Consider the following 13,519-nt stretch of genomic DNA (forward strand, 5'->3'; position numbering starts at 1 on the left):
GGCAAAAAGGCTATACACCAACATTGTTACTTATATAAAGCCCCACATCGGTAACGCTGAATATAATTACTTTTTTGGGCTATGAAAATATAAATCCGTAACATTTAAAATACGGGTGTGTATCAATCTTGTTCAAAAGAAGCCGAAGTTAGCCTGCAATTTGTTATTTTTAGAATCCCTGAATGATTTCATCAAATGAACAAGATTCTTCTCCTCATCTGCTGCTGTTTTTACTCCTCCTTATCCTTCGCGCAGGAGAATATGGACGACGCATTAGCGTACCAATATTACCAACAGGGACAATACCAGGAAGCAGCGGTCTTACTGGAAAAGTTGTATAACAAAACAAAAAACCAGGTTTACTTTGAGCTGTACTTCAACAGCTTGTTGAAATTGAAAAAATTTGATGAGGCAGAAAAGATGGTCAGGAGACTACCCCGGCAGGAAGGTAAAAATCAAGGCTACCTCATTGCCTTTGGTCGGCTGCTCCAGGAGAAGGGAGAATCGGAAGCGGCTAATAAACAGTACTTGCAGGCCATCAATAACCTGCCAGCCGAGGAATACAAAATCCGTGAGCTTGCCAATCAGTTTTATGCCTTCCAGGCTTACGATCTCGCGGTCACGACCTTTCTTCAAGGCCGCAAGCTGCTCAAAGATGAACAGCCTTTTACTTTTGAATTGCTGAACATCTACCGGTTCAAGAAGGATAAAAATATGCTGATCCAGGAGTACCTCAATGCACTGCCTGCCATGCCCCAGTTGCTGCCACAGGCAGAAAATGTATTGGCTACAATTTTTGAAGACCACAACGACTATGCCCTCCTGCAATCGGCCCTGCTGCGCAAAATTCAAAAATCACCCCAAACGGAAATTTATAACCAGCTGCTCATCTGGCAGTACCTGCAGCAACAGGAATATGAAATGGCGTTAAGACAGCTGATCGCGCAGGACAAACGCCTGAAGGATGATGGTGGCTTATTGTTCCAGGCTGCAGGCACCTTCACTAGTAATGGCGCCTACCCTGTAGCAATTAAAGCCTACGAATACCTTCTCATGAAAGGCAAAGAAAGCGAATATTATCTGCCCGCGAAGGTCGAACTGATCAACGCCCGTTACGAGCTGGTCATTGCTGGTAAATATGAACCAACGGCCGTCACCACTCTTGCTGCTGATTATGAATCCATTCTCGATGAGTATGGAAAAACTGCGAAAACTATCTTTGCATTGAAAAAATGGGTCACCCTTCAGGCCTACTACCTGAATCACCTGAGTATCGCGGAAGCTGCATTGGAGGAAGCCATACTGATCCCAGGCCTGGATGTTAACGAAACCGGGGCCCTGAAACTGGAGCTTGGCAACATCTACATCCTCACCCAACAACCATGGGAGGCGGTGCTGATCTATGAGCAGGTCGTTCACCAGTTCGAAGGCCAGCCACTCGGCAACGAGGCTCGCTACCGCTCCGCAAAACTCTCTTTCTACCAGGGAAACTTCAACTATGCAAAGTCCCAGGCCGATGTACTCAAGGCTTCTACCTCACAGCTCATTGCCAATGATGCCCTGAACCTAAGCCTTCTGATCTCTGACAACCTCCAGTCTGAACTCGATAGCAATGCGTTAAAGATGTATGCCGACGCGGAAATGCTGGAATTCAGAAACCAACCTGCAAAAGCACTGGCAAAACTGGATAGTATCCCTCTTGTTTTTCCCAACAACAGCCTCCTTGACGACATCCTGATGGCAAAGTCAAGGATTTACATCAAAGGGAAGGACTTCATTGCAGCAAGTGCCGCGCTAAAAGCACTCATTGAAAAGCAAAGCAGCAGCATCTGGACGGACGATGCACTCTTCAACCTTGCTGATCTATGTGAGCAAAAATTAGGCGACAATGAGCAAGCTAAAACGTTGTACCAAAAGCTGATCACTGATTATCCCGGAAGTATGTACACTGCCGAAGCAAGGAAGAGGTTCCGAAAACTTCGCGGAGATATTATTGGCACTTAGTTGCTATCTTTGCGCAATGTTATTATTCAATATTACTTACATTATGGAAGAAGCTACTGCACCAAAATGGCTTCAATGGATGCAGGAGTCCCATATTCCACGTATTATGGCAACGGAACATTTTGTTTCTTACCGCCTGTTGAAGGTCCTCGATTCGCCAAATGAAGGTGTAACCTACTGCGCCCAGTATGTCGCCGAAAATATGGCAGAATATTTGTCCTACCAAAGTAACCATGCCCCGGCATTCGAAGCCGAGGTAAGCACAAACTTTGAAAATCAGCTGGTATCATTCCAAACGCTGATGGAATATATTGATTAATTTATGACGATAAAAGAAACCCCGATCAAAGGGCTGCTGATTGTTGAACCAAAAGTATGGAAAGACAACCGCGGCTATTTTTATGAAAGCTTCAATGCGAAGATCCTATCTGACGCTGGTATCGATGTCACTTTTGTACAGGATAACCAGTCTTTCTCTCAAAAAGGTGCATTGCGAGGACTCCATGCGCAGAAAGACCCGTTTGCACAGGGTAAGCTGGTCAGGGTGATCCAGGGACGGGTAATGGACGTTGCTGTCGACATCCGCAAATCCTCCCCAACCTTTGGTCAACATTTTGCGCTTGAGCTTAGCGGCGAGAACCACCTCCAGCTCTGGGTACCGCCCGGATTTCTGCACGGCTTCATCACCCTTGAAGATGACACCATCTTCACTTACAAGGTGAGCAACTACTACGATAAAAATTCTGAAATAGGCGTCATCTGGAATGATGCGGACCTCAACATCGAATGGGGCAAAGAAGTTCCGGAAAGTGAATTCCTTCTGTCCGACAAAGATCAGGTGTTGCCTGCTTTCAAAGACTTCAGCAGTCCTTTCTAAAAGAAAAAGGGGTTCTTCATAAAAGAACCCCTTTTTTACGACCATCGTTATCTTCAGCCTGCCTACTGCTTGATCAGATCGTATAGCTCATCCAGCTTTGGAGAAAGGACAATCTCGATCCTGCGGTTTTTACTGCGTCCCTCTGCATTTGCATTGGATACCAGCGGCTGAAACTCTCCCTTACCTGTAGCCGTCATCCGCACACTTTCCACCTTATTGACTTCCGTAAGGTAACGTACAACAGACGTAGACCTCAATACACTCAGGTCCCAGTTGTCTTTGATCTGCCCCAGGTTGGTAATCTTCTGAGAGTCGGTATGCCCTTCTACGGCAATGTTGATCTCCGGCTGCTGCTTAAGTACGGTAGCCAGTTGCGTCAACGCCTGTTTTCCTTTCTCATCAATCACGATACTGCCGGATGGAAACAATAGTTTATCTGTCATGGAGACATATACTTTCCCATTTTTGATCTCTACAGTGAGGCCGCTTTTGGTGAATCCGAGTAATGCCTGCTGTAGCTTCTCTTTCAGCTGATTGGTGGCCTCATCACGCTTTCTCAGGATTTCCTCAACCTCTTTCAAACGTTGTTCCCTTTTTTTAAGGTCCTGAGACAGCTTATTGATCTCTGAGGAACTGTTACTGCGTAGCTTATTATAATTGCTGTCCATCCGCGAATACTGATTCTTCATGTCATTCAAGGCACTGCTCAGTCCAGTGGTATCTTTTCTCAATTTCGCAATCAGGCTTTCCAGGTTTTCATTCATCAGCTGCGATTCATTCCATCCCCTGTTCAGGGAATCCTGTGTTGCAAGCAAAGCCTTATATTTCTTTATAGACAAAACCTGGCAGGAACTGAAAGCAGTTGCAAAGAGCCCTACGAATAATAACAAATAGATCTTTCTCATAATAATTTACTGCACTACGGCATTTCTCAAAAATAATATAAACGGATGTACGCTTTCAAAAGCGTGTTTCAACTGATCAGCAACACCTTGTTTAAGGAAATCCTCATCTTTCAACGGATAAATCGCAATGAAACTCTTCAGTTTTAGCAACTCTATCTGAGGATGGTCTGTCTCATATCCTTTGGGTGCATTTTTCAGTTTATCGGTCTGCTCAAGCTCGAATATGGTTTTGAAATTATCCGCATGGATAATCTTAAGAAACTCAGCAGTATTGTAGTCAATTTCTTCTCTGATCTTCTTCAGTACCGGTGCCTCAGGCATCCAGAATCCGGCACCAAAAAATGACTGTCCGCCGGGCTGGATGTGCAGGTAATAACCTGGATCAGGAACTCCTTTGGGTTTTACATTGAAAGAAATTCCATAGTTGTTTTTATAAGGATCTTTGTTTTTGCTGAAGCGTACATCCCTGTAAATGCGCATCAGGCATTTCTTAGCTGGAGTATCTACAGAAAATTCAGGATCAACAGCCGCAAGAAGGGGAATCAGCTGGTCAACAAACTGCAGAACATCCTCCCTTGCAGTTTCATACCGGTCTTTGTTATCGGCAAACCACTCCCTATTGTTATGTGTGGCTACATCTTTTATAAAACTAAGTGTCTCTGGTCTAATCATGGTTGATCATAATAAGAATTGTACTTAACCTTTGGCGTCAGCCAATGTAATAACATCACCCGTGAATAACGGTAATTGAAAGGCGCGAGTATCAGACATCCTGAAAAAATAACACCGATGTACAGCCAGAAGGATTCGAATTCCAGCCATCCCCCTGATAAAATGTAGGTCGCTATACCCAGAGAAAGCATTTCAGAACAGTTCATCGCATAACTGACATACATGGCTGCGTAAAAATACCCGGGCTCAATCTCGAACCTGAAACCGCAATGGCTGCAGTTGGTATTGGTCTTCTGAAGGTTAAAGCCATACATGCTGCCAGTAAAGATCTCTCCCCTTCTGCATTGCGGGCACTTGCCGTTCAGGACGGCATGTACTTTTGACGTCTTCTTCATCGTCTAGGGCTGTACATCCAGCACCTCTCCGGTATTTTTTTTACGGAACTTCACATACCACAGAATTCCCATTCCAGTAATCAACACATAAGGAATGGCTAATAGATAAAGGATCCCGGTATTCAATCCTTTTCCCTGTGAATTTCCATTTTTTACACTCTGCTCAGCAGTCACGGTACACATGGCACATTGAGCATTTACTGTTGAAGTGGTTGTCATGGCCAGTAAAACCATAAAAAATAAGACAAAAACTATCTTTTTCATAATACAAATATAGTAAAGATTCACAACCGAAAATGAGCTTACACGCAACAATTACACCTACATTACCGGAGCGTTCCTGAAGCAGAACAGCAGTATAGCTGTTCTATAAACATCCGGCTGAAAACATAGTTCCAAAGAACTGTAAAATACGCGTCTCAGTAAGGGAATAAATTAAAAATTGTAATAAGGAGAGATCATCAGGTAAACGATGACACCCGTCACGGCCACATATAACCATACGGGATATGACCAGCGAACAATCTTGCGGTGACGTTCAATCTGCATATTTAAACCCCGATAAAAGCTAACCAATACAAGTGGCAATACAATTACAGCGAGAACAATATGTGTAAAGAGGATGACGAAATAAATAGCCCTGGTACTCCCCACAGCAGCAAGCTCAGCCGCCGACAAAATGCCGTTATGGTCAATATCGCCGAACTTAGTGTCCTTCTCATACAAATGAAAGAGGATATAGAATACGAGAAATATAGCCGACAGGATAAATGCGACCACGTTCGTCACCTTATGGGCCTTTATGTTCTTACGCTTGATGAAAATCAGGGAAATGATCAGCAATACGGATACCGCCGCATTGATTCCGCCGATAATATGCGGCAGAAGATAAATGAAAGAAGGTTTATCTGTCGGAGGAGGTACCAGCTTTAAAGCAATAACCACAACCAGCACAACGGCAGTAACGATCCAGATTAACCGTAAAAAAAACTTATCATTCATCTTAATATTTCATTAGCGACGGACTATCTTCCGTCATTGTTATTTCTTAATTCTTCAGTAATCAACACCTTGATTTCATCATCCAGCTTAGAAAGGGCTTCCTGACTGGTGGCTTCATAATATCCGCGTATGCGGTGCTGAGGATCCAACAATACAAACATATTGCTGTAGATAAATTTCGGCTGCGTGGCGGTGCCCTCCTGGTGTGCGTCAATAAATAGTCCTTTGTTAACCAGGTTGTAGATCATCGCACTATCACCGGTCAGCAGATCCCATTTACCCGCACTGGCACCCAACGTCTGTGCATACTTAGCCAGCACGTCGGGAGTATCGTGTTTTGGATCGATACTCAAGCCTACAAAGTGGACCACCTTATTGTTAGCGTAAGTCGCCTCGTAAGCCTTCATTGCCTTATTGGCAAAGTTCACCGCATGGGTATCGCCATTGGTGTAAAAAAGGTTTAAGACCAGTAGCTTGCCCTTATAGCTGTTCCAGGTCACTGTATCGGACTGCTGGTTCAGAAGTTTGAAATCGGGCACCAGGTGATAATTGGTATCAGGCACTTGCTTGCCCCTCACAGAATGGAAGGTTCCCGACAGCTCCTTAGGCCCGAAAAATGGCAGCGGTTTGTAACGGTTTTTTCCCTTATCCTGTAGTAAATAATATAAAAATCCTGGTACCGCTAATATGGTGACCAGGATTAATACCTTTTTTATGGAAGCACTATTCATTAAACTTTAGGCATATGAAGATGTAAATAGCCCCCTTCAATCAGCATTAATGTAATGAAATAGAAAATAAAAACGAATGATACCGTTAAGGACAATTGAAGTCCTAATTTCTCATACTTCAAGTGCATGAAATAGGCTACGATATAAAATGCTTTTAATAAGGTCAAGGCGATGTAAACGAAGTTACCTACTGCACGTGACATATAACCATTTGGCAATACCCAAAGGGCAATGATAAACTCGATAACGGTAATCAACAATAAGATACCGAACACCTGCCAAATTTTCTTTTTCGATAGGCCTTCGTGCTCCCCATGTGCGTGTTCGTCTGAAGTATGTATGTGTTGTTCTGACATAATATTTTTATTGAATGATGATTAAACTAAATAGAAGAAGGTGAAAACGAATACCCATACCAAATCAACGAAGTGCCAGTATAAACCAACTTTCTCCACCATCAGGTAATGTCCGCGTTTTTCAAACGTACCGTTAATGGTCATGAAAAGGATAATGATATTGATAACCACTCCACTAAATACGTGAAATCCGTGGAAGCCGGTAATGGTAAAGAATAGATTTGAAAACTGTTGTGCGGATACCGTAGAAACTTCACCCTCATTGAAAAGATGTTTCAAAGTTTCCATGGTAGGAATTTTACCCCACCCAAATCCTTCGTGGAAAAGGTGAGTCCACTCCAATGCCTGACAACCAAGGAACATAAATCCTCCGATGATCGTAGCAATCATCCATCCGATCACTTCTTTCTTAGAACGTCTGTGACCAGCCTCTACCGCCAGTACCATCGTTACAGAACTCATAATCAGGATGAAGGTCATGATGCCCACAAATACCAGCGGTGCTCCGTGGTCCATTACGCCCGGGATAGACTGGAATACAAGATCCGGATTAGGCCATGTGAACTTAGAGAAGCGTTGTGCTCCATAATATATCAATAATGAAGAGAATGTGAATGCATCAGAAAGCAAGAAAAACCACATCATTATTTTACCGTATTCTACCGACCACGGTGAGCGCCCTCCACTCCATGGAGTAGTTTTAACTTGATCTAATTGTGATAATGAATTCATTTTAAAAATTGTAATAGTTTGTTAACAAATCTAACTGTTCAAAAGTAAAAAAACATACAGATATATCCATAATATATCTATAAAATGCCAAAATATCGAGGCCAACTCCATCCGGTATTTAGCCCTGGCTGCCGACAGGTTCATGTAAGAGCCGGCAAGACTGCTGAAAATGAAGCCTAGCCCTCCTAGAATGTGTAATAAGTGCATCCCGGAAACGATGTAGATCAACGAAATCGCAGCGTTGTTGTTCACCAGTGTCGCTCCGGTTCTGAACAATGCGCTCCAGGCATCCACCTGCAGGTATCCAAAAGTCAAAGCCAGCGCAGCCGTTGCCCATAAGAACAATTGTTGCATGCCCTTGTTTCCGGATTTCAGTGCTTTTGAAGCAAAAAACAGACAAACACTGCTTCCAATAAGGATCAATGTACTGTACATAAATGCTTCTGGAAGTACCAAGCCATGCCCCTTACCTTTAGATGCGGCAAATACGATGTAAAAACTCGTAAATCCTCCGAACATAATGGTCGATGCCACCACAAATAACCAAAGCACAAATTTCTTTGGCTTTGTATCTGTAACAGCTTCGTATCCTAAGTCCTGTTCTTTTAATGTATGTACCATATTCAAAAATTATTTAGCTATAAAATCAAATAACAAAATCAACTGGACCAAAGGCAGGTAGAAAAAAGAACAAAACATGACCTTCCTTGCGCTGGCCAGATCCAGGTTTACCCAAAGCTTAAAACTAAACCAGGCAAAAACCAATGAAGCAATCAGCGACACTCCGGCAATATAATATCCGCCGAAGCCGTAAAATGTGGGTAGCAAACTCACTGGAACCAGGATCAATGCGCTCAGTAAGGTAATGAAGGCACTAGCCTTATCACGCTTCGTGGTTGGCAATAGCCTGAAACCTGCCTTCTTGTAATCGTCATCCAACACCCAGGCAATCGACCAGAAGTGTGGAAACTGCCACACAAATTGAATCAGGAATAAGATGACCGCAATCTGGTCAATTTTACCATGCGCAGCAACATAACCAATTAGAGGCGGCAACGCGCCTGGAATGGCGCCGATAAATACGGCTATGGGCGACTTCCGTTTCATCGGTGTATAGGCAAAAGCATATAAAAAGATCGAAAACACAGAAAGCAACCCGGTTACGAGATTTAAACTTCCCAGCAGCCATGTACCCAGCAAACCCATCACCAGACCGGAAACCAGCCCCTGCCCGGTAGTCATGTGCCCTGCCGGCATCGGACGGTCTTTAGTCCTTGTCATCAGCTTATCCAGGTCGACCTCGATCACCTCGTTAAAGCAGTTGGCTGCTGATGTCACTAAAAATCCACCAACAATCAGCTTCAGCCAGTTCAACCAGTTAATGTCCGGATACACCCCATTGATCTGTACCTGCGAGCCTATCAGAAATGTGATAGAGGCCGAAAACACCACCAGAAAGGTGAGCCGGAATTTAATGAGTTTAGAGAAATCTGCGAAGAACTGCTTCAATTTATATATAATTTATTCTATTAATGATAGGTTTCTGTACGGTATACCAGCAGATACAAATAGTACTGAAGGGTAAACAATGCCGTAGAGAACAATATGTGTAGGGCCTGCGCATAAGGAGGCAATGCAAAGTTAGATAATAATAAGCCAGTTGCCACCTGTATCAACAAAACAATGGCAATTGAATTACCGACACGCAGAGCCGTCGCCTTTCCGTTAAATCGATCTTTTACCAGTTTATAGACCACCACATTAACAATCAGCACCAGGATTGCCAGGTCCCTGTGGTATGAAAAAACATTCCCTACCCGACTCACCCATACATTGCGCCCATTGTAGCTCATTTGCTTTGCAATAGCATCTATCGCCTCCCTGACCTCTGTTCCAAGAACAATCTGTACAGTACTTAATACAACAGAAACAAAAATGAGTAATTTCAACCATGTAATGTTCGACATGATCACCGTTTCCGGCTGATGGAGCTGCTTTGCGTAATTATAGGTATAAACCAGAATGCCAAGTATGACAAGTGCAAGCAGCATGTGTACCGTAACAATCCAGGGCATCAGGTTTGTGGACACCACAATTGATCCAAGCCAGGCCTGGAAACCAACAACGACCAGATTCAAAATGCTCAGCACAAAGATCCGCTTTGCTGTCTTCCGGTACCTATAGGAGAAAATTACCAAAGCCAACAGGAAAAAGCCAGTAAGCGCACCCATCAGCCTGTTGATATATTCCGTCCAGGTTTTCGCTACGTTAAAGGGTTCATGTTGGAGGATGGACTGGTCGTGACGGATACTATCTGCAAGATGCGCTTTGCCCATGCGCTCCAGGGTTTTCGCAAAACGTTCGTTCTTTTTAACCCGCTGGGCAACGTACTTTTCTTTGTAATCTGCCGGAAGCTGCGAAACATCAGTCGGCGGTATGTATTGATCAAAACACTTTGGCCAGTCGGGACATCCCATACCAGACCCCGTACTGCGCACAATACCACCTGCAAGGATAAGCAACAAGGTAATGATGATCGTAATGAGGTTTAACCTGATAAATCTATTTTCAGATTTAGGGACCATGGGTTAAGTATTTGATTTAAAAAAAATGAGGTACCTGTTGTAAGTATTTACCTACCGCAGATACCCCATTTATATAAGCAAAATGTGTTATACTAATTTATCAGTATCAGGTTTGCTGTTTTTAGCTTCCCAATCCTTTTGGATCTGCTCAGCTTCAGTATTGCCTTCAAAGTCATGAGGCATGTTTGAGCTCATGGTCTGAGAGAAAGGAACAGTCTGAGGAATGAAATCCTCTTCAGCACCTGGTTTACTGTAATCATACGGCCAACGGTATACTGTTGGGATCTCTCCCGGCCAGTTACCATGGATATGCTCTACAGGTGTTGTCCACTCCAGGGTGTTTGAATCCCAAGGATTCTGAGGTGCTTTTTTACCGAAGAAGATCGACGAGAAAAAGTTCCATAAGAAAGCAACCTGTGCCAAAGCACCAAGGATTGCAGCCCAGGTAACGAATACGTTTACGGTTAACCATTTCTGCATAAACTCAAACTCAGTGAATGCATAATAACGACGAGGTACACCATCCAGACCTAAGAAGTGTAGCGGGAAGAATACCAGATAAGCAGAAATAAAGGTCAGCCAGAAGTGCAGGTATCCTAATTTACTGTTCATCATCTTTCCGAACATCTTAGGGTACCAGTGATAAACACCGGCAAGCATACCGAAGATCGCCGCAGATCCCATTACAAGGTGGAAGTGGGCAACTACGAAATAGGTATCATGCAGGTTGATATCCAGGGAGGCGTTACCAAGGAATAGACCGGTCAAACCACCAGAGATGAAGAAAGACACCAGACCAATGGCAAATAACATCGCAGGTGTGAACCTGATGTTACCTCTCCATAAAGTAGCCAGATAGTTGAAAGTCTTTACTGCAGATGGTACCGCAATGATCAGCGTAGTGATCATAAATACACCGCCCAATAATGGGTTCATACCCGTTACGAACATGTGGTGACCCCAAACGATAAATGACAATATGGTAATACCAATTAATGAATAAACCATCGCATGGTAACCGAAGATTGGCTTTCTGGCATTTACAGAGATGACCTCTGATGAAATACCCAAAGCTGGCATAATTACGATATAAACCTCCGGGTGTCCAAGGAACCAGAATAAGTGTTGCCAAAGAATTGGTGATCCACCTTCATTAGGCAGTACTTGCGTACCCATAACAATATCAGACAGGTAGAAACTCGTGCCGAAACTACGGTCAAAGATCAGGAGCACAACTCCCGCGACCAAAACCGGGAAAGAAAGAATACCTAATATCGCAGTAAGGAAGAATGCCCAGATGGTAAGTGGCATTTTCCAAAGGTCCATACCTTTAGTACGCATGTTTAATACTGTACTCACGTAGTTGATACCACCCATTAAAGAAGAAGCAACAAACAAAACCATACTGATCAACCACAGCGTCATACCCATCGCAGATCCTTTGATCGCTGTAGGTAGTGCCGACAATGGGGGATAGATCGTCCATCCTGCACTTGCAGGCCCAGTCTGAATGAAGAATGAACTCATCATGATCACACAGGCCATAAAGAAGAACCAGTAAGAAAGCATGTTCAGGAAAGGCGAAGCCATATCCCTTGCACCAATCTGAAGTGGAATCAACAAGTTACTGAACGTACCGCTAAGACCGGCAGTCAGTACAAAGAATACCATGATGGTACCGTGAATGGTTACCAATGCAAGATAAAAGTCAGGCTTTATACGCCCGCCTTCTGCCCATGTGCCTAAAAACGTCTCCAGAATTGGGAAGTTTTTCTCAGGCCATGCCAGTTGTAGACGGAACAGGATAGATAAGCCCATCGCAATAACAGCCATAATAATACCTGTGATCAGGAATTGCTTAGCGATCATTTTGTGATCCTGACTGAAGACATACTTCGTCAGAAACGTCTCTTTGTGATGCCCATGATCATCATGGCTATCGTGGTGGTGTGTATCGTGTAATGATATAGTTGACATAATGTGCTATTCCAGTATTATTAATTTTTTAAAGCCAATTGATTTGTTTTAACTGCAGCAGTATCTTTTGCTACACTATCAGCTGCATTTGCCGCTGGTGCCGCAGTTACAGGCATATTAAATTCCTTTCTCAGGTCGTCAGTCAGGTATGGCGATTGTTGTTTCACCCACTCATCATACTCAGCCTGCGAAACTACCCTTACTTCTTTCTGCATCTTGTAGTGACCTTCACCACAGATTTTTGAACAAAGGAACAGGTATGCAAATTTAGGATCATTAGTTTTTGCCTTCATCTCTTCAGTAGTGATGGTCGGTGTGAACTCAAAATAAGAGGTCATACCTGGTACAGTATTCAACTGAACCCTAAAGTGAGGCATATAAAAACTGTGAATAACATCTTTACTGGTCAGGATCAAACGAACCGGCTTGTTGACAGGGATCACCATTTCATCGGCTACCTGATCATCAATATTGTTTTTGTCTGTGAAGTCCATTCCCAACTGGTTCACGGCAGTAATCAGTTTGTAGTTCTTTTTACCAACGATACCATCTGCTCCAGGATAACGAAGCGCCCAGGCAAACTGAGATGAAGTCACCTCAATGCTCAATGGTTTGTTGTTCGGATCTTCAATTTTATAGAAGATGGACCTCCAGGTCAGGAAACCCATCAATACCAATACGGTCAGCACCAATGCAGGAACGATCGTCCAGATACGCTCCAGGGAGTTGTTGTGCGGATAGTAATACGCTTTTCTTTTACCTGTGTTTTTATAGATATAAGCAAAGACAAAAAGCACAATATGCGTAAGGACAAACACGATGGTAGTAATGATCAGCGTGATGTTGAACATCTGGTCAATCTTTTTACCATGCTCCGAAGCGGCTTCTGGTAAGATCATGTTTCCATGAACCGTATATTCCCAATATACACCGTACAGACCGACAATCAGGAACAGGGCGAACAAAGTACCGTTCACTTTATTCCAGTTGATTCCAGCTGGTTTATCCTGAGCCTCACGCGTCAATTCATATACCCTTAATGCTTTTCCGATGATTGCTATAAATAAGCAAAGCAGTAAAAAGCCCATGGTATAAAATATCACCGTTTTATAGACCGGCCCCATATCAACAGGCTTCGCAACGGCTTCAGCGGTAGCGTCTGCAGCCTGTGCAAAAACGCTTGTGTTTGCAAATACAGTAAGTACTACTGCCAATGCCGCTATTGTTTTGTTACTTATAAATTTTCTTAAACTCATTTCCTTAAAAGTAGTAACGCTGTACTT

The 13,519-nt window shown here is 43.4% G+C and carries 16 protein-coding genes; 3 read left to right on the plus strand and 13 right to left on the minus strand.

Annotation, left to right across the window (positions count from 1 at the left end):
- Nucleotides 1–195: 195 nt before the first annotated feature.
- From PBAL39_RS06965 to rfbC, 3 genes are read left to right on the plus strand one after another with little or no spacing between them, the layout of a single operon-like run.
- Nucleotides 196–2,004: a tetratricopeptide repeat protein gene (locus PBAL39_RS06965; RefSeq protein WP_039866216.1), complete on the plus strand. Its 1,809-nt coding sequence runs from the start codon at nucleotides 196–198 to the stop codon at nucleotides 2,002–2,004.
- A gap of 16 nt (nucleotides 2,005–2,020) precedes the next feature.
- A complete protein-coding gene (locus tag PBAL39_RS06970) occupies nucleotides 2,021–2,323 on the plus strand; it encodes a DUF4286 family protein (RefSeq protein WP_008239780.1) in 303 nt (100 codons plus the stop codon).
- Between the two features lie 3 nt (nucleotides 2,324–2,326).
- On the plus strand, nucleotides 2,327–2,881 hold the full coding sequence (rfbC, locus tag PBAL39_RS06975) for a dTDP-4-dehydrorhamnose 3,5-epimerase (RefSeq protein WP_008239781.1): 555 nt from the start codon (nucleotides 2,327–2,329) through the stop codon (nucleotides 2,879–2,881).
- 62 nt (nucleotides 2,882–2,943) lie between these two features.
- On the opposite strand, the gene PBAL39_RS06980 is transcribed toward rfbC, so the two are convergent.
- From PBAL39_RS06980 to PBAL39_RS07040, 13 genes are all read right to left on the minus strand, one after another.
- Nucleotides 2,944–3,786: an OmpA family protein gene (locus PBAL39_RS06980; protein WP_008239782.1), complete on the minus strand. Its 843-nt coding sequence runs from the start codon at nucleotides 3,784–3,786 to the stop codon at nucleotides 2,944–2,946.
- A gap of 6 nt (nucleotides 3,787–3,792) precedes the next feature.
- A complete protein-coding gene (locus tag PBAL39_RS06985; RefSeq protein ID WP_008239783.1) occupies nucleotides 3,793–4,458 on the minus strand; it encodes a DUF2461 domain-containing protein in 666 nt (221 codons plus the stop codon).
- Nucleotides 4,455–4,853 carry a hypothetical protein gene (locus PBAL39_RS06990; RefSeq protein ID WP_008239785.1) on the minus strand — a complete coding sequence of 133 codons (399 nt, stop codon included), beginning with the start codon at nucleotides 4,851–4,853 and terminating at the stop codon, nucleotides 4,455–4,457. Before PBAL39_RS06990 ends, PBAL39_RS06985 begins: the two co-directional genes overlap by 4 nt.
- Nucleotides 4,854–4,856: 3 nt before the next feature.
- Nucleotides 4,857–5,117 carry a hypothetical protein gene (locus PBAL39_RS06995; protein ID WP_008239786.1) on the minus strand — a complete coding sequence of 87 codons (261 nt, stop codon included), beginning with the start codon at nucleotides 5,115–5,117 and terminating at the stop codon, nucleotides 4,857–4,859.
- Between the two features lie 171 nt (nucleotides 5,118–5,288).
- Nucleotides 5,289–5,855 carry a DUF420 domain-containing protein gene (locus PBAL39_RS07000; RefSeq protein ID WP_008239788.1) on the minus strand — a complete coding sequence of 189 codons (567 nt, stop codon included), beginning with the start codon at nucleotides 5,853–5,855 and terminating at the stop codon, nucleotides 5,289–5,291.
- Nucleotides 5,856–5,878: 23 nt separating this feature from the next.
- Entirely contained in the window at nucleotides 5,879–6,586 is a 708-nt protein-coding gene (locus PBAL39_RS07005) for an SCO family protein (RefSeq protein ID WP_008239790.1), read from the minus strand.
- Nucleotides 6,586–6,942, minus strand: a complete 357-nt coding sequence (locus tag PBAL39_RS07010) for a cytochrome C oxidase subunit IV family protein (RefSeq protein WP_008239792.1) — start codon at nucleotides 6,940–6,942, stop codon at nucleotides 6,586–6,588. Before PBAL39_RS07010 ends, PBAL39_RS07005 begins: the two co-directional genes overlap by 1 nt.
- A gap of 21 nt (nucleotides 6,943–6,963) precedes the next feature.
- A complete protein-coding gene (locus tag PBAL39_RS07015; RefSeq protein WP_039866219.1) occupies nucleotides 6,964–7,674 on the minus strand; it encodes a cytochrome c oxidase subunit 3 in 711 nt (236 codons plus the stop codon).
- A 30-nt stretch (nucleotides 7,675–7,704) separates the two neighbouring features.
- Nucleotides 7,705–8,295: a cytochrome c oxidase subunit 3 gene (locus PBAL39_RS07020; protein ID WP_008239796.1), complete on the minus strand. Its 591-nt coding sequence runs from the start codon at nucleotides 8,293–8,295 to the stop codon at nucleotides 7,705–7,707.
- Nucleotides 8,296–8,304: 9 nt separating this feature from the next.
- Entirely contained in the window at nucleotides 8,305–9,183 is an 879-nt protein-coding gene (cyoE, locus tag PBAL39_RS07025; protein WP_008239798.1) for a heme o synthase, read from the minus strand.
- Nucleotides 9,184–9,203: 20 nt separating this feature from the next.
- Nucleotides 9,204–10,259 carry a heme A synthase gene (locus tag PBAL39_RS07030; RefSeq protein ID WP_008239801.1) on the minus strand — a complete coding sequence of 352 codons (1,056 nt, stop codon included), beginning with the start codon at nucleotides 10,257–10,259 and terminating at the stop codon, nucleotides 9,204–9,206.
- 87 nt (nucleotides 10,260–10,346) lie between these two features.
- Nucleotides 10,347–12,236: a cbb3-type cytochrome c oxidase subunit I gene (locus PBAL39_RS07035; RefSeq protein ID WP_198139787.1), complete on the minus strand. Its 1,890-nt coding sequence runs from the start codon at nucleotides 12,234–12,236 to the stop codon at nucleotides 10,347–10,349.
- A 20-nt stretch (nucleotides 12,237–12,256) separates the two neighbouring features.
- Entirely contained in the window at nucleotides 12,257–13,492 is a 1,236-nt protein-coding gene (locus PBAL39_RS07040) for a cytochrome c oxidase subunit II (protein WP_008239810.1), read from the minus strand.
- Between the last annotated feature and the right edge of the window lie 27 nt (nucleotides 13,493–13,519).

Origin of the sequence: Pedobacter sp. BAL39, assembly GCF_000170795.1 — a bacterium.
In the GTDB taxonomy this organism is placed as follows: Bacteria; Bacteroidota; Bacteroidia; order Sphingobacteriales; family Sphingobacteriaceae; genus Pedobacter.